A 26,396-nucleotide genomic window follows, 5' to 3' on the forward strand; every position below is an offset into this window, starting at 1 on the left:
GTCAAGCGTGCCGGTGCAGCGCGTCAGCCATCGTTGGGGCGGGCCGACGCAACCAACGCCGGCACAGCCGCGAGGCGAGCATGCAGGCAGCCAGGGCGACGGCCCAGCGGATGCCATCGTGGCCTACGTATAGCTGAACCAGCTGCCACCAGTACCGGCCGAACAGCATCACCATGCCCGCGGTCACCACCACAAGCACGGCGATCAGCACAGGCACCAGGCGTTTCTCGACCCCGGCCTCGTGCACGGTGACCTGTCGCAGTACCGCGGCGGTGAAGTCCGGTGGCGGCGCGCTGCGCGGCAACGATCGCAGGGCCATCGCGATCTGCCGGTAGTCGGCCGACACCGCGCTGGTACGGGCGTTTGCTGCGTCGCCTGCATGCAGCCGACCTTGCTCCTGGGCCGCCCATTCGTCGGCATCGACAGGGGAGATGCGATCACGGTTCATGCGGTAACTCCCATGCGGGCGTGCAGAATCTGCCGCAGCTGCCGGCGGCTGCGAAACAGATGACTCTTGATGGTGCCTTCGGCAAGCGCAGTCACACTGGCGATCTCCGCGATGGGCATCTCTTCCAGATGATAGAGCGTGAGCAGTGTGCGCTGCAGCGGCGGTAGTGCCTCGATGGCGGCATGCAGCAGGGCGTGGTCCTCCTGCGTGCTGGTATGGGTCTCCAGGTCGAACCCGTCGCTGACCCGTTCTGCTGCGGCATGCATCTGCCCATCCGGGCCATTGTCGGCGATGGGAATGCGACGGCGTTCGAGGTGCCGCTTGGCCATCGAGTAGGCGACCTGCGCGATCCATGCTTTCAAGGGGCGTTCGCCACGGTACTGGTGCAGTGACTGATGCACGCGCAGGAAGGTTTCCTGGCACAGCTCACGGGTGTCGTCGGGATGGCGGACCATGCGGTCCACGATATGCCAGCACAGGCCCTGGTAGCTGCGCACCACCTTTTCGAACGCACCCGGCGTGCCGGCAAGGACAGCGGTGACCAGCGCGTGGTCGGCGTGCAGTGCGGCGTCGTCGGGAGCGATGGGGTCGGGCATTCCCATAGGGATACGTCCTGCGGCCGATCGGTTGCAAGTGCGCTGGGTGCAACCGCCGCCGCCCGCACCGTATCTCCTTCTGCACACACCCCCACCACAGCGAGGCCTTCCATGGATTTCAACCTCATCCTGCCGATCATCCTGATTCTCGGCGTCGTCTACACCATCAAGAGCGTGGTCGACGCCGGTACGCGGCGCCGGATCATCGCCGCGCACGGGTCCGAGGCGTTGGTGCGCTCCCTGCTTGATGGCGACGCCAGCAAGCGCCGGCAGTCGGCGCTGCACTGGGGCAGCGTGCTGGTGGCGGTGGCGCTGGGCTTTGGCCTGATCGACCTGCTTGGCATCAACGAGGTGACCCCTGGTGCGATCGCGCTGTTGCTGGGCGCTACCGGGCTGGGCAACCTGGCCTATTACCTGCTGGAACGGCGGGTCCGCTGAGGGCGGTCACGGTTCGTGGATCGGGCAGCGGTTGAACCGGGAACGGAACTGCCGCGATGCCGCCATCACCACCCGGCGTGCACGGTTGAGGCTGCCTAGCGGGCGGTGCGCAGCAAGCGCGTGCCAGGGTGCGAAGGCCAGGGCATCTTCGCGCGCTTCCGCATCGGCGCTCCATGCCGGCTGTGCGCCGATCGACAGCTGCCCTACCGGCAGGAACGGGCTGAGGCTTTCCGGCCAGGCCACGGAGGCATCCTCGATGGGCATCTGCGCCAGGTCGCGGCACAACTGCACGCGCAGCTCCCACATCACCGGGGCGGCCAGGTCGGCGAAGAATGCGGCGATGGCATCGCGCTGGGCATCGGCGCCGGAGGGCAGTGGCTGTCCACGCAGCGCCAGCAGGGCCGGCGACTCCGGCACCCACGAGAATTTGGCCATGTACGGCCCGTACAGGAACGGGACCTGGGTAAAGAAGGTTTCGCCCAGCGGATGATGCTGTGGCTCGCCGCCCAATGCCTTCAAGGTGGCGCTTTGCCCGCCCACTGCTTCCAGCGCCGCTTCGGCACCGCGCAACGTGGCCGACAGCACCTGCTTGGTGCGCGGCATGCGCTCGGTGGTGGCCGCCAGCAGTTTCGCCGCGCGCAGGAAACCCTGCACGCCCGGCGTACTGAACGCCGGTCCGTTGACCATCAGGAAGTCCTGGCTGTGCTGCTCATCGCCGCCTTCCACGCGCGCGCCCTGCACGCCCAGAATCTTGACGGCCATCGCGCGCGGGGTGGAAACGCTGTCCGGCAGCTGTTCGGCCGGCGGTGACGACAGCCGCACCAGCGCGTCATACGCGCCGGGGCGGGCGAACAGCCCATGGGCAAGGTCGGCGGGCAGGTCGTGTGCTACCTGGAAGCGTGCGCGCAGCAGTGCATGACCCTTGGCATGCACCGCCCGATGCGCATGACCTTCATGGTCAGCCACGGTGCTGGCCATATCGGTGAACACCTTGGCCAGGGCGGCGATGCTCTCTGCTTCGTCCGGCGCGCGCTGTTCAACGTCGGGCGAATAGGCAACAGCGGGCGCGAACGGGGTCATGGGGCGGCATCCTGGGCAACGGGAGGAAGTGCCGGCTGGGGTGACCGTGGGTTACGCCCTGGCAGCAGCCGGCTGGGGCATCGCATGCAGCCACCTTGAACGCCGCCGCGTGCAAGGCCGGTGCACGGCGCATGGCTGCCGTGCGAAGGACGCGCCCTGTTGCCCACCGCCGCCTGCCGACGTCACCACTCCAGCGTCTCGAAGAAGGTGTCCGCCGCCTCGTCATCGCCCAGCACGGCCGCCGCTGCCTTCAGGGCCGCGTCGCGATGCGCCGGGCGAAGCTCGCCGTCGTCGTCTTCCAGGTCGTCGCCGGCCTCCAGGTACACCGTGCCAACGGCTGCAAGGACGGCGACGAAGGTGCGCAGGTCCTCGGTGAGCACCGTTGCCTCCCACGTACCCGCCCCGTGGAAGGCAAACAGCACCTGGCCACTGTCGAGGTCAAGGATGAACGGGTCCGCGTTCTGGTCGGCGATCACCAGCCACTGTTCGGGCCACTCCGCGATGCGCGCCCCAGCGTCGCCTTCCCAGCGATAGCCTGCCTGCAGCGCCCACAAACGGTGCAGCGGCGGGAACGCGACGTTGACTCCGGGCACGCTGATACCGACCGGGCCGACGCTGGCATGCACGGTCTCGCCCCACGGACCAACCTGCGTATAGAACGCGGCGAGCGCTGACGGCAGTGCGATGTCGCCTTGCCACAGGTCGGTCGATTGCGCCTTCAGCGGGCCGAAGCGGGCAAACGAAGCGTGCAGTGCGTGCATGGTGCGGGTCCATCCGGGGCGGGACTGCGAAGACTAGCCAGCATCGAGGCGGCGCACAAACCCGGTGTGGCGCCGGGCCAGTGCGTGTTCTTCACCGCGGCTGGCTATCATGGCCACGGTTTTTTCGCCTGGGTGGTGGTTGTGACGGTAGCGCTGGTGTGGTTTCGCCGTGATCTGCGGCTGCAGGACAACCCGGCCCTGCAGGCCGCGCTGGATGCTGGCCATCTGCCGGTACCGGTCTACATCCATGCGCCGCACGAAGAGGGTGATTGGGCCCCGGGCGGGGCCTCCAATGCCTGGCTGCACCGGTCGCTGGCGGCGCTGGACGCCGACCTGCGTGCGCGCGGCTCGGCGCTGCTGCTGTGCCAGGGCGACAGCCACGCCGAGCTGGAGCGCCTGATCGCGCAGACCGGGGCGGTGGCCGTGTACTGGAACCGCAAATACGAGCCGGCCACCCAACCGCGTGATGCGACCATCAAGCGCGCGCTGCGCGAGCAGGGCATCAACGCCGAAAGCCACAACGGCAGCCTGCTGCTGGAGCCGTGGGATATCGCAACGCTCCAGGGCAACCCGTACAAGGTATTTACCCCGTTCTGGCGCAATGCACTGACTCGCCTGCAGGTGCCGGCCCCCACGCCGCCGCCGGCGACCTTGCCGGCGCACTCGGTGCAGGGCGTTGCACTGGACGCGCTGCAGCTGGCCGCGCCGCTGCCCTGGGACGCGCAGTTCTGGGACCACTGGCAGCCCGGTGAAGCCGGCGCGCACGAGGCGCTGACGGTGTTCATCGACGGTGCGCTCAACGGGTATCGCCAGCAGCGTGACCTGCCCGACCGGGTGGGCACCTCGCTGCTGTCGCCACACCTGCATTTCGGCGAGATCGCGCCCTGGCAGATCGTGCGCCGGCTGCAGGACGAACGCAGTGCCAGCCGTGACGCCGACATCGACGGCTACATCCGCGAGCTGGGCTGGCGCGAGTTCTCCTACCACCTGCTGCACCACTTTCCGCAGACCCCGGACCACAACCTCAATCCGCGTTTCGACGGGTTCCGCTGGGCGCCGCCCAACGCCGCACAGCTGCAGGCGTGGCAGCAGGGCCGCACCGGCATTCCGATCATCGATGCGGGCATGCGCGAACTGTGGGCCACCGGCTACATGCACAACCGCGTGCGCATGCTGGTGGCCAGCTTCCTGTGCAAGCACCTGCGCCAGCACTGGCGCGAAGGCGCGCGCTGGTTCTGGGACACCCTGGTGGATGCCGATCTGGCCAACAACACCATGGGCTGGCAATGGGTTGCCGGTACCGGTGCCGACGCCGCGCCGTACTTCCGTATCTTCAATCCGGTCACCCAGTCGGAGAAGTTCGACCCGCAGGCGCGCTACATCACCCGGTGGGTGCCCGAGCTGGCCCCCCTGCCGCTGAAGGCCCGCTTTGCGCCGTGGCAGCACCCGCACCTGCTGGCCGAGCACGCGCCAACCTATCCCACCCTGCCATTGGTGGACCTCGCGGCGGGGCGGGATGCCGCGCTGGCTGCTTACCGTCACACCGGCAGCGTGTAAACCCGGCCGCGCGGGCGCCGCTCAGAAAGCTGAACGGGGAGCCCGCAGGGGTTTGCATCGTCATGCCGGCATCGCGTCTGCGTGTTTATTCTTTGGGCGCTCGCACGCCGGTAGACCGGTAACCAAGGAGAACACCATGATTCGACCCGCAACCCGTAACGTGGCCCTGGCCCTGATGACCGCCGCTGCCTTGACGGCCTGCGCCACCGGCGGCTCGTATACCCAGTCCGATCAGTACGGCAACCCCACCCAGCAGCAGAACAAGACCGGCCGCAACGCGCTGATCGGTACTGCCGTGGGCGTGGCCGCCGGCCTGCTCAGTGGCAACAGCGCCACCGAGCGCCGCCAGCACGCGATGATCGGTGCCGGTATCGGCGCGCTCAGCGGCGCGGCCATCGGCCAGTACCAGGACCGCCAGGAACGCGCCCTGCGCGAGCGTACCGCCAACACCGGTATCGACGTGTCCCGCGATGGCGACAACCTGACCCTGAACCTGCCGGACGGCATCACCTTCGATTTCGGCAAGTCCACGCTGAAGCCGCAGTTCTACGGCTCGCTCAATGGCGTGGCCAGCACCCTGGCCGAGTACAACCAGACCATGATCGAGGTGGTGGGCCATACCGACAGCATCGGCAGCGACGCGGTCAACAATCGCCTGTCCAAGGAGCGTGCCGATTCGGTGGCCGCCTACCTGACCGCCCAGGGCGTGCAGGGTGCCCGTATCGAAACGCTGGGCGCCGGCAAGGCTTACCCGATCGCCGACAACAGCACCGATGCGGGCCGCGCGCAGAACCGCCGCGTGGAAATCCGGGTGATTCCGCTTCGGCAATAACGCGTAACGCGCAGCGTTACGGCTCCGGTCACCGGCCGGAGCAAAAATGCCGCCCTTGCAGGCGGCATTTTTGTGGGTACCGGCCGTTGGCCGGTACGCCATGAACACGTCCGCCCGTTCGCGGGCTTGTGCCGACCAACGGTCGGCACTACCGGCGGTGGATAGGCACCGGCCGTTGGCCGGTACGCCATGAACACGTCCGCCCGTTCGCGGGCCCGTGCCGACCAACGGTCGGCACCTACCGGCGGTGGGTAGGTACCGGCCGTTGGCCGGTACGCCATGAAAACGTCGGCCCGTTCGCGGACCCGTGCCGACCAACGGTCGGCACTACCGGCGGTGGGTAGGTACCGGCCGTTGGCCGGTACGCCATCAACCCATCCGCCTGCGCGGCTCTTACCAGTCGTACTGCACCTGCAGCCGGGCGTAACGCGGGGTGGTGTTGTAGCGCGCCTTGCCGTAGTTGAAGTAGTCGGTCACCGTGCCGGCCGCATTGACGTCATAGCCGGTCTCGTAGACCTGCACCGGCTTGACCGAATTGAACAGGTTGATCACCGACAGCTGCACGCTCAGCCCGGCCAGCGCGGCCGGCGAATACACCACGTTCGGGTTGAAGGTCGCCGTCCACGGCGTACGGCCACTGCTGCCCAGCTTGGCGATATCGTCCTCACCCACGTTGCAGGTGTGGAACACCCCGCGATAGCCATATTCGGTGCCGAAGGTGCCGTTGCCGCCGCCCAGGCAGCTGATCGGCGTGCCGGATTGCACCAGCAGGTTGGCGCCGACCTGCCACTCCGGGCTCAACTGGTAGCTGCCGAACAGTTTGATGCTGTGGCGACGGTCGTTGAACAGGTAGCCGTCGGCGCCGTAGGACAGCTCCTTGAAATCGAAGTCCGAGGTGGTGCCGGTGTCATCCTGGCCGTTGGTGCTCTTCACCAACCCTTCGTAGTTGCCGTGCAGCTTGGCCCAGGTGTAACTGGCGCTGGCATACCAGCGTTCGGTGCGTTTTTCCGCCGACAAGGTCAACGCGGTGTAGCGGCGCTTGGCCTTCGGCCCCAGGTCCTCGCCGGGAACGCGGATGTTGTCGGGCGTGCCGTCGCCGTCCACGTCGATGTCCAGCACCAGGTCGCTGCCCGGGTTGTATAGCCAGCAGCCGGGCAGGCCGCTGGGCACTTCCCACTCACTGTCCCAATGCGAGACGTCGTAGCCGGCCGCCTTGGCGGCGTTGTAAAGCGCACGGGAATCGCAGGTGTCATCGATCACCTGGTTGATCCGGCGCAGGGTGAGCTTGGCGCCCAGGGTCCAGCCATCCACCCAGTCGTTGCTTGAGTGCAGTTGCCGCTGGTAGCCAAGGATGAGTTCGTCCTGGGTATACGGCTTGAGCCCCTGTGAGGCGACCGCACGCGGGTTGGGTGTGCTGCCATCGGCCCCGTTGACCACGCCGTCGGCACTGCCGTTGCGGTAGGAGCCGGTGATGTTCGGCTTGCCGGTCACCGGGTCATAGCCGTCGTAGGTGAAGTAGTCCATGGTGTAGTACGAGGCGGTGGCCGCGCGCAGTGCCACGTTGGCCGCGATCGGCAACGAGTAGCGGCCGAGCGAGGCATACAGCTTGCTGTCGCCGTCACCGGTGGGATCCCACGACAGGCCCAGCCGTGGCTGCCAGATGTTGTCCTGTTTGACGAACGTGGTGCCGCTGCCGTTGCGGTTGTCGAACGAGTCGTTGCGCAGCCCGGCGTACAGCATCAGCCGGTCGGTGACCTGCCAGTGGTCTTCCAGGTACCACGACGCCTGCTTGACGCCGATCGCGCCCCCGGTGCGGAAGTTGATGCGCTGGGCGTAGTTCGCGTAGAGGTTCCAGTAGGCGCCGCTGGAATACGCCTTGCCTTGCACCGAGGTCCAGTCTTCCTGGCTGTAGCCGCCACCGAGCTGGTGGTTGCCGAGCTGCCAGACCAGATCGGCCTGGGTGGTGCGGCGTTCGTTGCTGCCGCTGCGCAGGCCCAGCTGGCTGTCGACCGCGCACCCGACCTGTTTGCCGAGCACACGGTCAACCACGTACGGGCACTCACCTTCGGGGGCGTTGATGTCGCCGTCATAGTCACCGCGCTTTCCGTCCGGGCTGATCGTGTATTCGCCAGTGTGGTTGCGCATGCGGCCATGCTGCACGCTGGCGGTGAGGTCGTCGGTGAGCTGGCTGGTCCACTTGAACACATGGGTGGTGCCACCGGCGCGACCTTCCTTGCGGCCGCGATAGTCGCGCTTGCCGGGCTCGGCATCGGGACGGTCGCTGCTGTACTCGGCGTCGTAGTAGTCGTAGCGGTAGCGTTGGCGGTTGTCGAAACCGGTGTATTCCAGGTGGTTGCGGTCGTTGAGATACCAGTCCAGCTTCAACAGCCAGTACGGGTCGCGCGAGCGGTAGTCCTGCGCCGACGCTGACAGCGAGGCGGGCGGTACCGGGGTGTTCGGGTCGCTGGCGCGACGCGGGCCGCTAGCCGTGCGGCCGCCGAAGGTAACGCTGTCCGAGCGGCTCAGGCTGCCCAGTGCGAACACGAACAGTTTGTCCTCGATCAGCGGGCCACCGGCCCAGGCGCTGGCCACGTCGCTGGAGCTGCTGTTGTTGTCGTACGAGCGCAGGATGCTGCCATCGCTGCGCAGCGTGTCCGGCGCATTCTCGCGCAGCGAAGAGGGCACGGTAGTCCAGCTGAAGCCGCCTTTCCAGGTGTTGGTGCCGCGCTTGACGTTGACGCTGGTCACCCCGCCAGTGGAGAACCCGTAGCGCGCGCCATAGCCACCGGTCTGCACGTCCAACTGGTCGATGGCCTGGAACGGCACCTCGGAGAAGGACAGGCTGTCGAACAGATTGGTGACGTTGAAGCCATTGACGTAGTAGCTGTTTTCAGCTGCCGAGGCGCCGCCGAACGAGGCCGGGCCAAAGAAGCTGCTGCTGGCCACGGTGCCCGGTGTCAGCAGGGAAATGCTGGTGATGTCGCGTGCCACCGGCAACGTGTTGAGCTGCTCGGCGGTGAAGGTGGTGCGCGTTTCCACGCTGCCCAGGTCGATAGGGGCGGCGGCACTGGCGCGCACCTTGACCGTCTCCAGCGTGGCCGCCCGGGCGAAGTCCGCCTGCGTGGTCTGGCCTGCCACCACGGTCACCTGGCGTTGCTCGCTGCTGCCGTCGGCACGGGTGATGCGGACCTCGTACTGGCCGGTGGACAGCGCCGGCAGGCGGAAGCGGCCGTCAGGGTTGATCCGGGTCTCACGCGTGGTGCCAGCGTCCAGGTGCCGGATCTGCACGGTGCCCTGGGTGGCCCCGGGCACATGGCCGAGGATGTCCCCGACCGTGCTTTGCGCCAGCGCAGGCAGCGGCGACAGCAGGGCCACCAGCAACAGGGAGAGGGGGGCCTTGCGCGGTTGGATCCGTGCGCGGAACGGGTGGTGCATGTCTCGCCTCCAGTGCATCCGGCCGGGCTGGCCAGGTCGCGTGGGGCGGAACCTAACGCCGCGTAGACAGTGGAAGTGCGCAGTGGTTCGCGGCAGCGCTCGTCAATGTGACGCGGGTTGGAGAAACAGCGATTGGAACGATCAAAGGTGTGATGCAGATCGCGCCGAACGCATCCGCAGGAGTGCGATGGATGCAGCGCGCAACGACGCCGATCACGACAATCCGCGCAGACAGAGCCAGATGCGTCCTGATGGCCCACTTGCCCGCTTGGGCGGCGCTGCGCTCAGCCGGTCTTGCAGGCCATATTGGGCATGTACAGCGTCTCCTTCTCCAGGCGGCGTTGCTGCCGCCTCCACCACAACGCCATGGTCAAGGTAGACGCCGAACAGCAACGCACACGTGCAAGGCAACGTTGCCGTGGCGATTTGGCAGCTTACGGCGTCGCTGGAAATTCTGACCGCCGCATCCGGGCTACTGCGCAGCGCTGGTGGATGTGAACGAGAACCGTGTGAGCGCTCTGAGCAGCCATTCCAGTGGGCCATAGCGAAAGCGGGCAAGCCAGAACGTGCTCGCCAGCAATTGCATGGCGAAGATCAAACCATCGACGATAACGAGCTGGACCATCGACAGGCGGTTGACAAGGCCAAGCCCATAGCCATGGAACACCAGGGCAAGGAGCACCGATTGCAACAGATAATTGGTCAGCGCCATTCGTCCTGCCGCAGCCAGCAGGCTGCGCAGCCCTGCCGCAGCAGGGCGCGACAGCAGGTCCAGAACCCCAAGGGCCATGGCAGCGGAGAGCAATGGCGCAGTCACGACGGACACCGCCAGACCGGCGGTTTCAAGGTGGGTGGCGGGAAAGAACGTCGAGCCCAATGCGTATGCCAAGGAACCGGGCACGCCAACAAGCCACCCGAGCGTATAGATGCGGCCAGCCCAGTTCTGCCGCACTGTCTCCAAGTGCTTGAACATCTCATGGCGGCCCGCCACATACCCCAGGAGGAACATTGCAAGTGCCGTCGGCGCTTGCAGAAGCAGCAGGAGGGGCAGAAAGTCCGCAAGCGCGGCGAGGTGCCCGGCAATGATCTGCATGGGGTTGTCCCGCCAGTTTTCTGCCGCAGCGAGGATCATGCTTCGCGCCATATCGGTCTGGTCCAGTACGGGCAGACCGGCCTGCCAAACGGCAATTCCTGCCCATAGGAGGCCCGTTGCGACCGTCAGGATCACTGCAAGCGTAGTGAGAAAACGATCAGTGCGTTTGCGCAGGGCCAGCAGTACCAGTCCCAGAACGGCATAGGTGGTCAGAATGTCGCCGTGGAAAAGCAAAACCGCGTGTATCGCGCCGATGACGAAAAGTCCTGCCTGCCGGCGCAGCATGCGGGGCATGAAGCGGGTTCCGGAACGCTCGGCAGACCGTATCTGCAACGTGACGGAGTAACCGAAGAGAAAGGAGAACAGCAGGTAGAACTTCAGCTCGAACACTGCTGAGACAAGGCCCCCGATGAGCGTATCGAGCCAGCTCACATCGGGCGTGGACAGACCGGTCCCATAGAAGGTCGAGGCGAAGACCAGGCTGTTGACCACAAGAATGCCTGCAAGCGCGAACCCTCGGACTGCGTCGATGGCGTCGATGCGTTCAGACATCTCCGCTGCCACGGTGTGTGCCTTGAAGAACTGCGAGCAGGTTGTCCATGGTCGCGAGCATGGTCAGTGGATTGAAGGAAGGATCGGTCCCGGCGCGACTGAATACTCCATCGATCCAAGATGACAGCAGTGCAACCATCTGCTCATCGGGCAGGAGAAAGCCCTTCTTTACGCGCGCGATGAGCGCACTGAGTGTTTGCACCAGGACCTTGTCTGCTTGGGCACTCAGCTTGGCAATTTCTTCGTCGCGCGAAGCGGCAGCGGATATTTCGAGGATGAGACACCTTTCTTCCGGATCGGCCGCGGCTTCGATGACGCCTTTCAGCAGAAGCCGAAGCGCCGCGCGTGCGTCATCGTGGTGTTCCAGCGCGCTGAGCGATGAATGCGTGCTGCGGGTGTGGGCTTCCACCACCGCCAGGATCAACGCCTGCTTGTTTGGAAAATAGTGAAACAGCTTGCCAGTGCTGGTTTTGGCTTCAACACGGACAGACTCGGTGCTGCAGCCATCGAAACCGGCGCGCGCGAAGCAGCGCCTCGCCGCCTGGATGAGATGGGCGCGTTGAGCGGCGTGGCTTGCTGCATTGGGTTTGCGCACGGATTCTAAATCAGAGTGTTCACTCTAATTTAGCTATTGTCATGCCGAAGGTCAACGGAAGGCAGGTCGGCATCGGATACCGATCGAGCCCAGCCCAGCCCGACGATCCGCATGTGACGCAGCTACCCGCAACGTCCCGCAGAATCCTTGGGTATCTGCGCCATCATGGCGCCCAGATGCGACAAGGCCGCCCGAGGGCGGCCTTGTGCGGCAGTGGATCGACAATCCACCGCAGGGAAAAAGCGCGCGATCAGGTCGCGGTGACCGTCTCCAGGATCCGCTTGCCGGTGGCCTGCAGTTCCTCTTCCACCTGCGCATTCTGCTGCTTGGCAAACTTCGCGTTCGGGCACTGCGCCAGCATGTAGTTGGCGTCGAAGTCGAGCTTGGCCACCAGGAAATCGACGAACGCACGCACCTTCGGCGAGACCAGCCGGCCGCCGGCGAACACCGCGTTGAAGTCCACCTCGGGGCCGGTCCAGCCCGCCAGTACGCGGCGCACCATGCCCGATTCGACGAACGGCTTGGCCATCACGTCACCGGTCAGCAGCAAGCCTTCGCCACACACCAGTGCACCGTTGAGCGCGGAGGGATCGTTGGCCACCAGCAGTGGATTGACCGGGAAGTCGCGCAGGTCGCCGCCGTTCTCGCCCAGCTGCCAGAAGAACCGGTTGTTGTTGAGGTTGCGCGCCTTGCGCATCGCCAGGATGCGATGGAACTGCAGTTCGTCCGGATGCAGCGGCTCGCCGTAGCGTTCGATGTAGGCCGGGCTGGCGAACACCTGGGTGCGCAGGCTGCCCAGCTTGCGCGCCACCAGGTTGGAGTCGGGCAGGGTGCCCACGCGCAACGCCAGGTCAGCTTCGCCTGCGATCAGGTCGAGCTTTTCGTTACCCAGGTGCATGTCCAGCTGGATTTCCGGGTACTGCGCATGGAACTCGCCCAACAGCGGCGCGATCCAGGTGATGCCGATGGAGTAGGGCACGGTGAAGCGCAGCCAGCCGCGCGGGCCGGACTGCAGCTGGTTGACCGCACCTTCGGCTTCTTCCAGTTCGCGTGCGATGCGCTGGCAATGCTCGTGGTACACCGACCCGGCCTCGGTGAGGCCCAGCCGGCGCGTGGTCCGGTGCAGCAGGCGCGCGCCCAGGCGCGTTTCCAGTTCCTGCACCTTGCGGCTGACCGTGGTCTTGGGCAGGCCAAGCGCAGTGGCGGCGGCGATGAAGCTGCCTTGCTCGACCACCTTGACGAAGATCAGCGTGTCGTTGAGATCGTGGGCCATGACGGGTCCGAAGTCGGGGAGGGGATAGGGTGCCCGAAAGATTGTGCCGGGTACGGGACGATTATTCCCCTTAATCCGGACTAATCAAGTGGGAGTTTGAGGACTAATCTGGCGCCATTCCCGAATTGAAGGACCTCCGCCATGTGGTTGCGGAACATTCTTGGCCGCGTACTGACCGGCCGCACAGCCCCGCTGGACCTGGCGATGACCGTTGAGAAGCGGCCCTCGTCCTTGTCCTACAAGGCTTTCCGAGAGTTCACCCCGCCCGCCAAGATGCAGCGCGGCGGCAGTCTGCGCCTGGGCAATCGCGATCTGGGCCGACTGGGCCGGATTGGGATTATCCCGGCGGCGGGAGTGAAAGTCCCATGAGTGGGACGCTGGCCCCCGAGGTCCTTGTTCTGGGCGGCACCGGTAGTGTCGGCCAGGGCATCGTGGCTGCGCTGCTGGAGGCCGGTAGCCCGGTCCTGGTGGTCGGCCGCGACCCCGGTCGGCTGGCGGCCCTGCAGGAACAGTTCGCCGATGAGCCCGGTCTGGAGACCCTGCTGGGTTCCTTCGGCGACGACGCCTCGGCGCAGACCGTGGCCGAGCGCATCGCCCCGCGCCGGCGCGCGTTGTCGGCCGTGGTCGATGCGATGGGTGGGCCTTACAACCGCGGCCGGGTGACCGATCGCAGTGGCGACGCGCTGCTGCAGGCGCTGCAGGCCGACGTGATGCCGCACGTGCATGCCGGCCGCCACCTGCTGCCGCTGCTGCGCGGTGGCACCCATCCGCGTCGCTATGTGTTGATCGGCGGTCCGGCCGGCTTCAAGCCGTGGGCCGGGCACGGTGAATCGTCCATCACCATGTCCGCCACGCGCATGTACGCGCAGGTGCTGCATCAGGAAGCGCAGGCGCTGGGCGTGCGCGCGCAGATGCTGGAAGTGTGCAACCCGGTCTGCACCCCGGCCAATGCGGCCAACGCCTGCATCGAGTGGCCCAGCGCGTTGCTGGTGGGCCGCCGCCTCGTATCGCTGCTGGACACCTGTACCGACAACCGCGCCATCGTGCGTTGCGATGCGCGCGATGCCGAACTGCCGCGCGGCCTGCTGCACAGGGATTGGCCTCCCCCGATGTCGCGCGACACCGCTGGCGCTGCTTGACCTCTACCAAGGTTGAGGTCGCAGGATGCGCCACCCACGTTCAGCACTACCCCCGATTTTCGAATACCACCCCTCCGTACGGATGCCTGTCATGACCTCCCCCAATTCCACTCCGCATCGTCTTACCCGACGGCTGGCCATGGCCGGCGTCTCGATCCTCGCCGCCGCCGTGCTGGCTGCCTGCAGCGGTGGCCACGCAGAAGAAGCCGGCATGCCGCCCCCGCCGCAGGTGAGCGCCGCGCCGGTGCTGATCAAGCCCGTCAGCCAGTGGGACGACTTCAGCGGCCGCGTTGAAGCGGTGCAGAGCGTCGAGCTGCGTCCGCGCGTGTCCGGCTACATCGACAAGGTCAACTACGTCGAAGGCGAGGAAGTGAAGAAGGGCGACGTGCTGTTCACCATCGACGCCCGCAGCTACCAGGCCGAGTACGACCGCGCCCGTGCCGAACTGGCGCGCGCCCGCACCCAGTCCACCCTGGCCCGCAGCGAATCCGAGCGCGCCAAGAAGCTGTCCGATCAGCAGGCCATCTCCACCGAAACCTGGGAGCAGCGGCGTGCCGCGGCTGACCAGGCCGGTGCCAGCGTGCAGGCCGCGCAGGCCGCGCTGGATGCCGCCGCGTTGAACCTGGAGTTCACCAAGGTGCGCGCCCCGATCAACGGCCGCGCCGGCCGCGCGATGGTGACCGCTGGCAACCTGGTCACCGCCGGCGACAGCGCCAGCGTGCTGACCACGCTGGTGTCGCTGGACACGGTGTTCGTGTACTTCGATGCCGACGAAGCCACCTTCCTGCGGTACGCCCAGATGGCGCGCAAGGGCGAGCGCCCGAGCGAGCGTGACAGCGACCTGCCGGTCAAGGTGGGCCTGTCGGGCGAGGACGGCTACCCGCACGAAGGCAAGGTCGACTTCCTCGACAACCAGGTCACCCGCAGCACCGGCACCATCCGCGTTCGCGCGCTGCTCGACAACGCCGACCGCACCTTCACCCCGGGCCTGTTCGCCCGCGTGCAGCTGCTGGGCAGCGGCCAGTTCCAGGCCATGCTGATCGACGAGAAGGCCGTGCTGACCGACCAGGACCGCAAGTATGTGTACGTGGTCGACAAGGACGGCAAGGCACAGCGCCAGGACATCACGCTGGGCCGCAATGCCGACGGCCTGCGCATCGTGCAGCAGGGTCTGAAGGCCGGCGACCGGGTGATCATCGACGGCGTGCAGAAGGTCTTCATGCCGGGCATGCCGGTGCAGGCCAAGGCCGTTGCCATGCAGCCGGTTGCCGCGCCGGTCGCTGCGCCGGCTGTTGCAAAGAACTGAAGAGCAGCCGACTGACCGTCGGCTCTACGTAGGAGCCGACCCACGGTCGGCTCTACCGTGACTGCCATCGCCCCGTGCAGGGGAGCCCGCCACCGCTGTCACCTGTGACAGCGGCCGGGGTCGTGCACGCCGGCGATGGTGAAACCCCAGGAATCCACCCATGGACTTTTCCCGTTTCTTCATCGACAGGCCGATTTTCGCGGCGGTGTTGTCGATCGTGATCTTCGCCGCCGGCCTGATCTCCATTCCGATGCTGCCCATCGGCGAGTACCCGGAAGTGGTGCCGCCGTCGGTGGTGGTGCGTACCGTGTACCCCGGCGCCAACCCCAAGGTGATCGCCGAAACCGTGGCCACCCCGCTGGAAGAGGCCATCAACGGCGTCGAAGGCATGATCTACCTCAAGTCGGTGGCCGGCTCTGACGGCGTGCTGCAGATGACCATCACCTTCCGCCCGGGCACCGACCCGGACGAAGCGGCGGTGAAGGTGCAGAACCGCGTTGCCCAGGCCCAGGCGCGCCTGCCCGAGGATGTCCGCCGCCAAGGCGTGACTACCCAGAAGCAGTCGCCCACCTTCCTGATGGTGGTGCACCTGACCTCGCCCAACGGCAAGTACGACACCCTGTACCTGCGCAACTATGCCCGCCTGCACGTCAAGGACGCCCTGGCGCGTATCCAGGGCGTGGGCGATGCGCAGATCTTCGGCGGTGGCGACTACGCCATGCGCGCCTGGCTGGACCCGGACAAGGTGGCCGCGCGCGGCCTGACCGCCAGCGACGTGGTCGGTGCCATGCGCGAGCAGAACGTGCAGGTCTCGGCCGGCCAGCTCGGCGCCGAGCCGATGCCCAACAGCCAGTTCCTGACCCTGATCAATGCCCAGGGCCGCCTGCGCAGCGAAAAGGAATTCGGCGACATCGTGCTCAAGAGCGGTACCGACGGTGAAGTGGTGCGGCTGTCGGACGTGGCCCGGGTGGAACTGGGCGCCGGCGACTACACCCTGCGCTCGCAGCTGGACGGCAAGAACGCGGTCGGCATCGGTATCTTCCAGGCCCCCGGCGCCAACGCGCTGGAGATCCGCGATGCGGTGATGGCCAGCATGGACGAGATGCAGAAGACCATGCCCGCCGATGTGAAGTACGAAGCGGTGTATGACACCACCATCTTCGTGCGTGACTCGATCAAGGCCGTGGTGTCCACCCTGCTGGAAGCCATCGCGCTGGTGGTGCTGGTGGTGATCCTGTTCCTGCAGACCTGGCGCGCCTCGATCATTCCGTTGATCGCCGTGCCGGTGTCCATCGTGGGTACGTTCGGTGCGCTGTACCTGCTGGGCTTCTCGATCAATACGCTGAGCCTGTTCGGCTTGGTGCTGGCCATCGGCATCGTGGTCGACGATGCGATCGTGGTGGTGGAGAACGTTGAACGCAACATCGAAGAAGGCCTGACCCCGCTGGCGGCTGCGCATCAGGCGATGCGTGAAGTGTCCGGCCCGATCATCGCCATCGCGCTGGTGCTGTGTGCCGTGTTCGTGCCGATGGCGTTCCTGTCGGGCGTCACCGGCCAGTTCTACAAGCAGTTCGCGGTCACCATCGCCATCTCCACGGTGATCTCGGCGATCAACTCGCTGACCCTGTCGCCGGCCCTGGCCGCCCGCCTGCTCAAGCCGCATGGCGCGCCGAAGGATGCCCCGACCCGCATCATCGACCGTCTGTTCGGCTGGGTGTTCCGTCCGTTCAACCGCTTCTTCAAGTCCAGCTCGGAGAAGTACGAGCGCGGCGTGTCGAAGATCCTCGGTCGCCGCGGGGCGGTGTTCGTGGTGTATGCGGTGCTGCTGGTGGGGACCGGCTTCATCTTCAAGCTGGTGCCGCCGGGCTTCATCCCGACCCAGGACAAGCTGTACCTGATCGCCGGTGTGAAGCTGCCGGAAGGCTCGTCGATCGCGCGTACCGATGAAATGCTGCGCAAGGTGGCCAAGATCGCCCAGGAAACCGATGGCGTGGCCCACACGATCTCGTTCCCCGGCCTCAACGCGCTGCAGTTCACCAACACGCCCAATACCGGCGTGGCGTTCATTCCTCTCAAGCCGTTCAACGAGCGCCATGGCCGCACCGCCGCGCAGATCAACGCCGAGATCAACCAGAAGATCGCCGGGCTGCAGGAAGGCTTTGCCTTTGCGATGATGCCGCCGCCGATCCTCGGCCTGGGTAACGGCAACGGCTACCAGATGTTCATCCAGGACCGTGGCAACCTGGGCTACGGCGCGTTGCAGAACGCGGTGCAGTCGATGCAGGGTGCGGTCGCGCAGACGCCGGGCATGGCGTTCCCGATCACCAGCTACCAGGCCAACGTGCCGCAGCTGGATGCTGAAGTGGACCGCGTCAAGGCCAAGGCACAGGGCGTGCAGCTCACCGAGCTGTTCGACACCCTGCAGACCTACCTGGGCTCGTCGTACGTCAACGACTTCAACCAGTTCGGTCGCACCTGGCAGGTCATCGCCCAGGCTGACGGCCAGTTCCGTGACAGCGTCGAGGACATCGGCAAGCTGCGTACCCGCAACGACCGTGGTGAAATGGTGCCGATTGGCTCGATGGTCACCGTCAAGGAAACCTTCGGCCCGGACCCGGTGCTGCGCTTCAACGGCTACCCGGCCGCCGACCTGGCCGGTGAGGCCGATCCGCGCATGCTGTCGTCGGCGGAAGCGATGACCAACCTCACCGCCATCGCCGCCAAGGTGCTGCCGGTCGGCATGGCCACCGAATGGACCGACCTGAGCTACCAGCAGGCCACCCAGGGCAAGGCCGCCTTCATCGTGTTCCCGGTCGCCATCCTGCTGGCGTTCCTGGTGCTGGCTGCGCTGTATGAAAGCTGGTCGCTGCCGTTGGCGGTGATCCTGATCGTCCCGATGACCCTGCTGTCGGCGTTGTTCGGCGTGTGGATGACCGGTGGCGACAACAACGTGTTCGTGCAGGTTGGCCTGGTGGTGCTGATGGGCCTGGCATGCAAGAACGCGATCCTGATCGTCGAGTTCGCCCGGGAGCTGGAGATGGGTGGCAAGGGCATCGTGGAGGCCGCGCTGGAAGCCTGCCGCCTGCGTCTGCGCCCGATCGTGATGACCTCCATCGCCTTCATCGCCGGCACCATCCCGCTGGTGCTCTCGCACGGCGCTGGCGCCGAGGTGCGCTCTGTCACCGGCATCACGGTGTTCGCCGGCATGCTGGGCGTGACCCTGTTCGGCCTGTTCCTGACCCCGGTGTTCTACGTGGCCCTGCGCAAGTTCGTCAGCCGTAACGGCGGCGGGCAGCTGGTGACCCACGGCGAACCCACCATCCACCATTGATCCCATCCCCCGCGAGGTTTCATACATGAATACCGCTACCCAAGCGATCGCTCTGGTCACCGGTGCCACCCGCGGCATCGGCTTGGAAACCGTCCGCCAGCTGGCCCAGGCCGGCGTGCACACGCTGCTGGCCGGGCGCAAGCGCGACGTCGCCGTGGCCGAGGCGCTGAAGCTGCAGGCCGAAGGCCTGCCGGTGGAGGCGATCCAGCTGGACGTGGGTGATGCTGCCAGCATCGCCGCCGCCGTGCAGACCGTGACCGAACGTCACGGCCGCCTGGACATCCTGGTCAACAACGCCGGCATCCTGCTCGATGACATCAAGCTGGCACCGTCGGCGCAGACCCTGCAGACCTGGCGCGAGACCTTCGACACCAACGTGTTCGCGGTCATCGCCGTTACCCAGGCGTTCCTGCCGCTGATCACCGCCTCGCCGGCGGGCCGCATCGTCAACGTGTCCAGCATCCTGGGCTCGCTGACCCTGCACAGCCAGCCGGGTTCGCCGATCTATGGCTTTGCGGTGCCGGCCTACAACGCCTCCAAGAGCGCGGTGAATGCCTGGACCGTGCAGCTGGCCTATGAGCTGCGCGACGGCACCACCAAGGTCAACACCGTGCATCCCGGCTACGTCAAAACCGACATGAACGGTGGCGAAGGCGAGATCGAAATCAGCGAAGGCGCACGCTCCAGCGTGGGCATGGCGCTGATCGGTGCCGACGGCCCGAACGGCAGCTTCACCTACCTCGGCGAGGTGCTGCCATGGTGATCCGCCTGTTGACCGTGGCCGTGACCAGCGCGCTGCTGGCCGGCTGCGTCAGCGTCGGCCCCAACTACCAGGCGCCACCGGCTACGCCGGTGACCCTGCAGGGCGCCGCCGCGCCGGTGTTCACCTCCGCCTCGCCGGTGGCAAGCTGGTGGGCGCAGTTCGATGACCCGGTGCTGGAACAGCTGGTGCACGACGCACTGGGCACCAACCTGGACCTGCGCATCGCGATGGCCCGCGTGCGTGAAGCGCGCGCGGTGTTCGTCGAGCAGCGGCTGGACCAGCTGCCGCACGTCACCGCCGGCGGCAGCTACGACCGCCGCAAGCAGCCCGATGCCACCGTGGGCGGCGAGCGTGTCTTCAGCGAAACCTACCAGCTCGGCTTTGACGCCGGCTGGGAGCTGGACCTGTTCGGTCGCCAGCGCCGTGCCGCCGAAGCGGCGCGTGCGGACCTCGGTGCCGAGCAGGACAACCTAGCCGATGCCCAGGTCACCGTGGCCGCCGAAGTGGCGCGCAACTACTTCGAACTGCGTGGGTCGCAAAAGCGCATCGACGTGGCCAAACGCACCCTGGTCAACCTGCGCGATACCCAGCGCCTGACCGAGGCCCGCTGGGAGCTGGGCGCCGGCAGCGAGCTGGACGTGCAGAGCAGCCGCGCACGCCTGAAGGCGATCGAGGCCGACATCCCACTGCTGGAAGTGGCCGAAGTGCAGTCGCGGCACCGCCTGGCGGTGTTGCTGGGGCAGCGTCCGGATGCACTGGACGAGTTGCTGCAGCCGCGCGAAGTACCGGCCTACGCCAAGCAGCTGCCGTTGGGTGACACCACCGACCTGCTGCGCCAGCGTGCCGACGTGCGCAGTGCCGAACGCCGCCTGGCCGCTGCTACTGCCCGCGTGGGCGTGGCCACGGCCGATCTGTTCCCGCGGATCAGCCTGACCGGCTTCGTCGGCTTCCTGTCCGGCGATGCCAGCGGCCTGGTCAACGGTGCCAACAAGGCGTGGTCGGTGACCCCGTCGATCAGCTGGGCCGCGTTCGATTTCGGTACCGTGCGGGCGCGCCTGCGTGCCAGCAAGGCGCAGGCCGACGGTGTGGCGGCCGAGTACGAGAAGGCGGTGCTGTTGGCGCTGGAGGACACCGAGAACGCGCTCACCCGGTATGCCAAGCAGCAGTCGCGGCTGGCCATCGTCGCCGAGCAGGCGCAGGCCGCGAGGCGTGCCGAGCAGTTGGCGCAGATCCGCTACCGCGAGGGTTCGGAAGACTTCCTGACCCTGCTGGATGCGCAACGCACCCAGCTGGCGGCGGACGACGCACTGGCGGCGGCCGAATCCACGGTCAACGTCAGCGTGGTGGGGGTGTACAAGGCCCTGGGTGGTTGGGGCCAGCAGCAGGATGCCGCACCACCGGCCGTGGTCGGCACGCTGCGCTGACCTGGCAGGTGAGGGCGGCCTGGCCGCCCTCACCTGTGCGCTGCGTCAGAGTTTGCCGCGACTGCGAGCCAGAAAAGAGGCCATTGGCGGCTTTGCCACTGCCGTAGACATCAATCCAAGTGATACAAAACGTCCCTTTTACCGGGGACGTTTCCATGATCAAACCCAACCCGTGGCGAGGCGACGCCACGCCGGCCCAGAACGGGCAATCGGCATTGTCGCCCGGCGCGATCACGCTGCTGGTGCTTGCCGCAGTGATTGTGGCGCTCGGCTTTGCCAGGCTTCCCGACACGCTGCTGGCCATCGGCGTCCTTCTTATCGGGGTGTTCCTGGCCATCGTGGCCCGGATCTGCCAGGCGCGCGACCAGCATCTGGCGGTGTGCCGGCTGTTGGGGGAGCGCGCCAGCCAACGCAGGCCCTGACTCAATCCCAGTGGTTGACCGCCGCACCCTCCTGCCCATCGCGCATGCGCACGATGCAGAACCGGTGTCCGGTAGGGGCTTCCATCACCCACCAGCGTTTGACGAATCCGATCCGGCGCGCCCCCAGTGCTTCCAGGCGCGCGGCCTCGGCGTCGATGTCGTCGCTTTCGATATCCAGGTGCACGCGTGACGCGTGGTCCACCCGCTGCACTTCCACATTCAGCCCGGCTGGCGCCCCGGCCAGGTCGGCGTACTCGGCCCCCTCTTCGCTATAGGCCGGTTGCGCGCGGTACCCCAGTGCTGCCGACCAGAAGGCAGCGGCTTCGTCGGCGGGGGTGTTGTGGCAATCGATGATGAAACCGGCCAGGCGGCTGCGGTGGGACATGGTGGACACCTCCAGGGTGGGAGGGTGCCGGTATCGCACCGCGGGCATCGACGGGGCGTGACGTAGCCCCGCCCGCGCTGTCCCAACCGCAGCGGCCGCTACGGTGCCCAGGCCCGCGCCGCGATGTGCGGCACGGCCTGCACGGGTTGCCTCAGCGCGCTGTCGCGGCCGGGAAGCGCAGCTCGGCCTGCACCGGATAATGATCCGACGGCAGCACGCCGCCGGGCGCATCGTCGAGCGTCTGGAAACGGTCGACCTTGAAGCCGCGCACCAGGATCCAGTCCAGTTCCACGGTCGGCTTGCCGGTGAAGTCGTGGAAGGTCAGCCGCGGGCCATCGACCTTGGTGGCCAGCTTGCGGGCATCGCTCAGTGCCGCGGTGAACGCCTGGTAGGTGGTGCTGCCCGGTTCGCTGTTGAAGTCGCCGGTGACCACCACCGGGATGTCCTTGGGAAGCGTGGCCAGGCGCGTGGCGATCAGCTTGGCGCCCAGCACGCGGCGCGGCTCGTCTTCGTCGCGGTAGGGCAGGTGGGTGTTGAGCAGGTAGAACTGCTTGCCGTCGGCCTGGCGCTGGAACAAGGCCCAGGTGACCATGCGCGGCATGAGATTGCCCCAAGTGATGCTGCCCGGCACGTCGGGCGTGTCGGACAACCAGAAATCGCCCTGTTCCACCACCGTCAGCTGCGCGCTGTCGTAGAACACGCCCATATGTTCGTCGCCGCTGCCGCCGCGCCGGTCCTTGCCGAACCAGCGGTACCCGGGCAGGTGGGCCACCAGGTAATCGGCCTGCTTCTGCACCAGCTCCTGCGTGCCGAACACCGCCGGGTGCTGCTCGCGCAGCAGGCTGACCATCGCATCGCGGCGGTCGTCCCAGCGGCGGCCGGGTTCGGTATCCACGGGGGTGCGCACATTGAATGACATCACCCGCAGCGGGGCAGCCGTTTCGGCCAGTGCGTGGCCGACGGGCAATGACAAGGCCATCAGCGCCAGCAGCGCGGTACGACGAAAACGAGACAACATTGGAATCCCTCCATCCCATGAAAACGTTTCCCCGAAGGGTCGCATGGAATGGGGCCAGGGGGAATTGCACGCATTGGCGGATGGAGGGGCAGGCGGAGCGCGCCTACCCCGTGCGGCTCAACGCCGCCGTCTTACTCGTTGGGCACGTACCACTGCCCGTCCTGGTCGATGTGGTAGACACTGGCAACGTGGCGATTGCCGTTCTCGTCCAGGTAATAGGTGGTGCACCGCTGGTGGTACACATACTTGGCGACCATGAACGGGACGCACTCGGTGAAATGACCGTCCAGTGGCGAGGCCTTGGCCATGCCGACGGTTCCGGTTGCGCCCAACGTGATTGCCAATGCGGCCATCGCGGCCAAATGCAGTTTCATCAGCAGGTTCCTTGCTTCTGCAGCGCACATGCGCAGGACTTATCTAGCATGTGGCGCGACGTGCAGTAAACGCTGCACTGCCGCACGCTCAGTTCGCCAGCAGGATCCAGCCGATCAGGCTGTTGATCACGATGCCCAGCATCAGCACCCACGCGGTCGACAGCACCGTGTTCGGCCACGATCGCTGCAGGGCCACCTTCAGCCAGCCAGCCTGCACCACGGCATACCAGAGCAGCGACAGCACCGACACCGCAATGCCGATCTGGGTGGACAGTGCGCCCGGAAGGCGTACGAACACCATGCTGGTCGACAACGCCACCGCAAACGGGGCCGTCAGGTAGCACTGCATGAAGAACGGCCGGCGCAGCGATTCGCGGGTCATCGCCACCTTCTTGCGCCGCAGCAGGTGCACGCTGCTGATCAGCGGCCACACCGCAAAGGTGATCGAGCGAAACAGCAGCAGGCTTTCCTCGTTGCCGAACACCGTGCGCGACAGCTGCCCGGTCCCGGTCACCTGTTGGTGCATCAGCAGCTCCACACCGTGTGCGACCAGCACCGCCAGCATCAGGAACATCGGCGGGCTGATCGCATCGTCGAACTGGTTGTCCAGCTTCTGGGTCAGCTCGGTGTTGACGTACTGCGCCATGCGCCGCGGGTACACGATGACCCGGTACAACGTGCGCGGAAAGAACAGGAACCAGGTACAGAGTTCGTAGAGAAACTCTTCCAGCGACCGGAGCAGTTTGAGGAAATCCATGGTCAGTGGATGGCAACGGTCAACGTATGCGGTGCCTTCTCGCCGCGACGTGCCTGCGCACGCATCTGATAGACCTGCACCACGTAGGTGCCGGAGGCGGGCAGGGTGCCGGTCCAGCGCCGCGTCTCATCGGTGCTGCCCAGTGCTTCGCCCTGGCCGGGCACCACGCCCGGCGCGTACACGTTGAGATTGGCGTTGGCGCTGCCACCCAGCGTGACGGTCATGGTCTGGCCGGCGCGTGCGGCCACCGTATAACGGACGGTGTCGTAGCCGGCAACAGTGCCGCGCAGCGTGGCGCTGCTGGTGCCCTTGGCGAACTGCACCGGCGTGGTGGTGACCTTGTCGGCCGCGCCGGCCAGGGTCGGGGCCAGTGCGAGCAGGGCGGTCAACAGGATCGAACGGAAGGGGGCCATGGCAATCTTCGCAGTCCGGGAGGGGATGACCGGAGCATGATCGCCTGCACATCAAGGTGTTGTCGATGACGCCAGGGAGGGTAACCTTGGTGGTTCCCTTCTTGAACGGCAGGCCCCCCGATGGATTACCAGCTTGTGATCAAGTTCTGGAGAAAGTCGCTGGACGACGAGGCCTTCCTGGGCACCCTGGAGGCCGAGCTCAGCCAGGTCCTGGGCACGACGGCGGCGCTGGACGGCCACGACGTCAGTGCCAAGGAGATCAACCTGTTCATGTTCACCGACGACCCGCGCTCGGTCTTTCGGCGGGCCAAGGACGTGCTGGACCGGCTTGGGGTGCTGCACAGCGTCTCCGCAGCCTACCGGCTGGTCGGCGGCGCGCAGTTCACCTCGGTGTGGCCGCTGCGCATGGCCCGGAAATTCACCCTGCCGTGAGCGAGCGTCGGCACCGTCACAAGGAGCGTAACGCGTGACCCAGGCTACCCAGGCAATGCTGAAGACGCTGACCGATGCCGTCGCCGCCGAGTTCGCGGCCACGGGATTCGTGCTCAAGCGCGGGCGCCATTTCGAGCGCGTCGGCGCATCCGGGCGCACCCACCGCTACACGGTCGGGTTGTCCAAGCAGAAAGGGTGGTACTCGCTCCACCTCACCCTGGGTCTGCTTGATCGAACGCTGATGGCAGGGGTGAACGCCGTGCTGGAACAGGCGCTGCGCGACGAGGCATTCGACTATCCGGAGAGTTGGCCGCCCGCTCTGGTCGAATCCACCATCAAGGCCCGTGTGTCCAACCCGGTGGTGGCGGAGCTGACTGATTGGCGGAGCCTCAGGGACGACACCGAAGCGCTGGAAGCCTTCAACGCGCGCTTCTGGATCTGGCTGCGCGCGTTCGACAGCCTCGACGAAGTGCCGGGCTGGCAGGCGCAGCTGTCCGCCAGCGTCACGCTATCGTTGGAGTGGTTCCGCAGGGCGGATGCAGCGGAATGGATCGAAGCCAACACCGACTATCCTGCGCTGTATCTGTTGCACCGGCGCTCGGCACACGACGCGCTGCAAGCACGCTACCAGGCGCTGTTGGACCGCGCGCCCGACCTGCAGGAGATGCGGCTGTTCCATAAGCACCTGAGCGCGGCTGCCGGTTGACCCATCCGGTGTGACGCGGGCAGATTGAGGCAAACCGCACCGGCACCCAGCATCATGCGCACCAGCATTCCACCTTCCGGGCACCCCGAGGTCAGCCTGCGTCACTTGGTGCGGGACGACGCCGCCGACTGGTATGCCTGCCTGATGCAACCGGGCGTACTGGAACACACCAGCTGGCAGCTCTCCTCCGTGGACGATCTGGCCCCGATATTCGACGCGCTGGAAACACCCCGCGCGCCTACCCAGATCCGCATGGCCGTCGTGGATCGCGCCGGTGCCTTGGTGGGCAGCATCGGCTTCCACAGCATCCAGTGGCCGCATGGCACCGCAGAAATCGCCTATGAACTCTGCCCGGCGTACTGGGGGCGCGGGATCGCCAGCGCGCTGTGCCAGTCTGTCAGCCGATGGGCGTTGGCGGCCTTCGGCTGGCATCGCATCCGGGCGTGCGTGCTGGACACCAACGTGGCCTCCGCCGCCGTGCTGCGCCGCTGTGGTTTCCAGCACGAAGGCCGGCTACGCCACTTCCGGCAGGTGCGGGGTGTGGCGCGTGACTTTGATGTCTATGGATTGATCTCGACCGACGGCGGCGTCGCGTCGGGCTGAACGTCGGTCGTGCAGCGTTCGGCACGGCAGGAATAGCAGCCGCGCCCGGCGTTGTGCAGATGGACCTGGTGCACGTGGGGATCATCGAACAGCTGGTCCAGAGTGGCGGCCACTTCAGCGCCTTCGCAGACCTGCCCGCTGAGCATGAATGCCCCGGCGTCGTAGGCGCGGACCGACATCTGCCGGCGGTGCACATAGGGCGGCACCACGCCGGGTGGCAACACGCAGCGTACTGCATGGCACCGGATGAACACCGGCCCGGATGCGCGGTAGGGCGAGGTGCATGCCAGGTGCGTGTAGGGAAGCAGCAACAGTTCTTCGCCGACGCGTGCATCGACGAGGCTGATGCGGCACGGGAATCCGTGATCCTGCGTGGCTACGCAGCGCACGATCCCGCGCGCTGCGAGGTCGCTGTCATCCATCTCAACGAGGTGTTCGAATTGGCGGTGGTCAAGGCCGCTCAGATGCCAACGGTGCATGGGCGTCTCCTGGTGTGCGCCCATCGTGATGCGATGTGGGGGAAGTTGCTCGCCATCTTTGGACACCACACCATCGGGCAACATAACACCGTGCTTTTGGCGCCGTCGGAGCCGCAGCGTTTCCTTCGCTCGCTGGCCGGGTGCACACTACGACGTATCGACCGTCTTTTTCTCATGCAGGGAC

Annotated in this window: 27 protein-coding genes; 13 read left to right on the forward strand and 14 right to left on the reverse strand. The window is 66.4% G+C overall.

The genetic code is table 11. The features are described from left to right. Position 1: 1 nt before the first annotated feature. Positions 2–448, reverse strand: a complete 447-nt coding sequence (locus tag AC6CHL_RS10745) for a hypothetical protein (protein WP_498294320.1) — start codon at positions 446–448, stop codon at positions 2–4. After that, a complete protein-coding gene (locus AC6CHL_RS10750; protein ID WP_498294321.1) occupies positions 445–1,044 on the reverse strand; it encodes an RNA polymerase sigma factor in 600 nt (199 codons plus the stop codon). Before AC6CHL_RS10750 ends, AC6CHL_RS10745 begins: the two co-directional genes overlap by 4 nt. 111 nt (positions 1,045–1,155) lie before the next feature. Between AC6CHL_RS10750 and AC6CHL_RS10755 the strand changes: the two genes are divergently transcribed. Next, positions 1,156–1,482, forward strand: coding sequence for a hypothetical protein (locus AC6CHL_RS10755; protein WP_038688996.1), 327 nt, complete (start codon positions 1,156–1,158; stop codon positions 1,480–1,482). Between the two features lie 6 nt (positions 1,483–1,488). On the opposite strand, the gene AC6CHL_RS10760 is transcribed toward AC6CHL_RS10755, so the two are convergent. Beyond that, complete coding sequence (locus AC6CHL_RS10760; protein WP_498294322.1) at positions 1,489–2,562, reverse strand: catalase family protein; 1,074 nt, start codon at positions 2,560–2,562, stop codon at positions 1,489–1,491. A gap of 182 nt (positions 2,563–2,744) precedes the next feature. Further along, a complete protein-coding gene (locus AC6CHL_RS10765) occupies positions 2,745–3,323 on the reverse strand; it encodes a hypothetical protein (protein ID WP_498294323.1) in 579 nt (192 codons plus the stop codon). Positions 3,324–3,464: 141 nt separating this feature from the next. Here AC6CHL_RS10765 and AC6CHL_RS10770 point away from each other — a divergent pair, with 141 nt between their 5' ends. Next, positions 3,465–4,880, forward strand: coding sequence for a cryptochrome/photolyase family protein (locus AC6CHL_RS10770; RefSeq protein ID WP_498294324.1), 1,416 nt, complete (start codon positions 3,465–3,467; stop codon positions 4,878–4,880). Between the two features lie 136 nt (positions 4,881–5,016). Beyond that, the gene (locus AC6CHL_RS10775; protein ID WP_038688990.1) at positions 5,017–5,712 is read left to right on the forward strand and encodes a YiaD family glycine zipper/OmpA-like lipoprotein; all 696 of its coding nucleotides are present in this window, start codon (positions 5,017–5,019) and stop codon (positions 5,710–5,712) included. 393 nt (positions 5,713–6,105) lie between these two features. Here the strand turns inward: AC6CHL_RS10775 and AC6CHL_RS10780 are convergent, their stop codons facing one another. The 4 genes from AC6CHL_RS10780 to AC6CHL_RS10795 form a co-directional block, all read right to left on the reverse strand. Next, positions 6,106–9,147 (reverse strand): TonB-dependent receptor, encoded by a 3,042-nt coding sequence (locus AC6CHL_RS10780; RefSeq protein ID WP_498294325.1) that lies wholly within the window; start codon positions 9,145–9,147, stop codon positions 6,106–6,108. A gap of 472 nt (positions 9,148–9,619) precedes the next feature. Next, positions 9,620–10,792, reverse strand: coding sequence for a DUF418 domain-containing protein (locus AC6CHL_RS10785; protein ID WP_498294326.1), 1,173 nt, complete (start codon positions 10,790–10,792; stop codon positions 9,620–9,622). Then, a complete protein-coding gene (locus AC6CHL_RS10790; RefSeq protein WP_081797232.1) occupies positions 10,785–11,387 on the reverse strand; it encodes a TetR/AcrR family transcriptional regulator in 603 nt (200 codons plus the stop codon). The genes AC6CHL_RS10785 and AC6CHL_RS10790 overlap by 8 nt, the downstream gene beginning before the upstream one ends. Before the next feature lie 250 nt (positions 11,388–11,637). Then, complete coding sequence (locus AC6CHL_RS10795) at positions 11,638–12,660, reverse strand: LysR family transcriptional regulator (protein WP_038688983.1); 1,023 nt, start codon at positions 12,658–12,660, stop codon at positions 11,638–11,640. A 141-nt stretch (positions 12,661–12,801) separates the two neighbouring features. Between AC6CHL_RS10795 and AC6CHL_RS10800 the strand changes: the two genes are divergently transcribed. The 7 genes from AC6CHL_RS10800 to AC6CHL_RS10830 all read left to right on the forward strand — a co-directional run bounded on the left by AC6CHL_RS10800 (position 12,802) and on the right by AC6CHL_RS10830 (position 21,045). After that, the gene (locus AC6CHL_RS10800; RefSeq protein WP_038688981.1) at positions 12,802–13,029 is read left to right on the forward strand and encodes a hypothetical protein; all 228 of its coding nucleotides are present in this window, start codon (positions 12,802–12,804) and stop codon (positions 13,027–13,029) included. After that, the gene (locus AC6CHL_RS10805) at positions 13,026–13,799 is read left to right on the forward strand and encodes an SDR family NAD(P)-dependent oxidoreductase (RefSeq protein WP_038688979.1); all 774 of its coding nucleotides are present in this window, start codon (positions 13,026–13,028) and stop codon (positions 13,797–13,799) included. The genes AC6CHL_RS10800 and AC6CHL_RS10805 overlap by 4 nt, the downstream gene beginning before the upstream one ends. Before the next feature lie 91 nt (positions 13,800–13,890). Beyond that, complete coding sequence (locus AC6CHL_RS10810; RefSeq protein WP_038688977.1) at positions 13,891–15,105, forward strand: efflux RND transporter periplasmic adaptor subunit; 1,215 nt, start codon at positions 13,891–13,893, stop codon at positions 15,103–15,105. A 160-nt stretch (positions 15,106–15,265) separates the two neighbouring features. Beyond that, positions 15,266–18,436 carry an efflux RND transporter permease subunit gene (locus tag AC6CHL_RS10815; protein ID WP_038688975.1) on the forward strand — a complete coding sequence of 1,057 codons (3,171 nt, stop codon included), beginning with the start codon at positions 15,266–15,268 and terminating at the stop codon, positions 18,434–18,436. Between the two features lie 25 nt (positions 18,437–18,461). Further along, positions 18,462–19,199, forward strand: a complete 738-nt coding sequence (locus AC6CHL_RS10820; RefSeq protein WP_498294327.1) for an SDR family oxidoreductase — start codon at positions 18,462–18,464, stop codon at positions 19,197–19,199. Beyond that, the gene (locus AC6CHL_RS10825; RefSeq protein WP_498294328.1) at positions 19,193–20,623 is read left to right on the forward strand and encodes an efflux transporter outer membrane subunit; all 1,431 of its coding nucleotides are present in this window, start codon (positions 19,193–19,195) and stop codon (positions 20,621–20,623) included. The genes AC6CHL_RS10820 and AC6CHL_RS10825 overlap by 7 nt, the downstream gene beginning before the upstream one ends. A gap of 155 nt (positions 20,624–20,778) precedes the next feature. Continuing rightward, positions 20,779–21,045, forward strand: coding sequence for a hypothetical protein (locus tag AC6CHL_RS10830; RefSeq protein ID WP_498294329.1), 267 nt, complete (start codon positions 20,779–20,781; stop codon positions 21,043–21,045). A gap of 1 nt (position 21,046) precedes the next feature. On the opposite strand, the gene AC6CHL_RS10835 is transcribed toward AC6CHL_RS10830, so the two are convergent. The 5 genes from AC6CHL_RS10835 to AC6CHL_RS10855 all read right to left on the reverse strand — a co-directional run bounded on the left by AC6CHL_RS10835 (position 21,047) and on the right by AC6CHL_RS10855 (position 23,992). Next, positions 21,047–21,430, reverse strand: a complete 384-nt coding sequence (locus AC6CHL_RS10835; protein WP_498294330.1) for a VOC family protein — start codon at positions 21,428–21,430, stop codon at positions 21,047–21,049. Between the two features lie 151 nt (positions 21,431–21,581). Then, a complete protein-coding gene (locus tag AC6CHL_RS10840) occupies positions 21,582–22,448 on the reverse strand; it encodes an endonuclease/exonuclease/phosphatase family protein (protein WP_498294331.1) in 867 nt (288 codons plus the stop codon). Between the two features lie 131 nt (positions 22,449–22,579). Then, complete coding sequence (locus tag AC6CHL_RS10845) at positions 22,580–22,822, reverse strand: hypothetical protein (RefSeq protein ID WP_498294332.1); 243 nt, start codon at positions 22,820–22,822, stop codon at positions 22,580–22,582. Positions 22,823–22,910: 88 nt separating this feature from the next. Next, the gene (locus AC6CHL_RS10850) at positions 22,911–23,579 is read right to left on the reverse strand and encodes a hypothetical protein (RefSeq protein ID WP_498294333.1); all 669 of its coding nucleotides are present in this window, start codon (positions 23,577–23,579) and stop codon (positions 22,911–22,913) included. Positions 23,580–23,581: 2 nt separating this feature from the next. Further along, entirely contained in the window at positions 23,582–23,992 is a 411-nt protein-coding gene (locus tag AC6CHL_RS10855; protein ID WP_448133428.1) for a g-type lysozyme inhibitor, read from the reverse strand. Positions 23,993–24,112: 120 nt separating this feature from the next. On the opposite strand from AC6CHL_RS10855, the gene AC6CHL_RS10860 reads away from it, so the two are divergent. Genes AC6CHL_RS10860 through AC6CHL_RS10870 form a run of 3 tightly spaced genes read left to right on the forward strand, consistent with a single transcriptional unit; the run spans position 24,113 to position 25,733 of the window. Continuing rightward, positions 24,113–24,424, forward strand: a complete 312-nt coding sequence (locus AC6CHL_RS10860) for a hypothetical protein (RefSeq protein ID WP_498294334.1) — start codon at positions 24,113–24,115, stop codon at positions 24,422–24,424. Positions 24,425–24,458: 34 nt separating this feature from the next. Beyond that, positions 24,459–25,130 (forward strand): hypothetical protein, encoded by a 672-nt coding sequence (locus tag AC6CHL_RS10865; RefSeq protein WP_498294335.1) that lies wholly within the window; start codon positions 24,459–24,461, stop codon positions 25,128–25,130. Between the two features lie 54 nt (positions 25,131–25,184). Beyond that, a complete protein-coding gene (locus AC6CHL_RS10870; protein ID WP_498294336.1) occupies positions 25,185–25,733 on the forward strand; it encodes a GNAT family N-acetyltransferase in 549 nt (182 codons plus the stop codon). Here AC6CHL_RS10870 and AC6CHL_RS10875 read toward each other — a convergent pair. Then, positions 25,691–26,212, reverse strand: coding sequence for a DUF1203 domain-containing protein (locus tag AC6CHL_RS10875; RefSeq protein WP_498294337.1), 522 nt, complete (start codon positions 26,210–26,212; stop codon positions 25,691–25,693). The two genes, AC6CHL_RS10870 and AC6CHL_RS10875, sit on opposite strands and share 43 nt — an antisense overlap. Positions 26,213–26,396: the final 184 nt, after the last annotated feature.

It is taken from the genome of Stenotrophomonas sp. GQ19 (assembly GCF_059758695.1).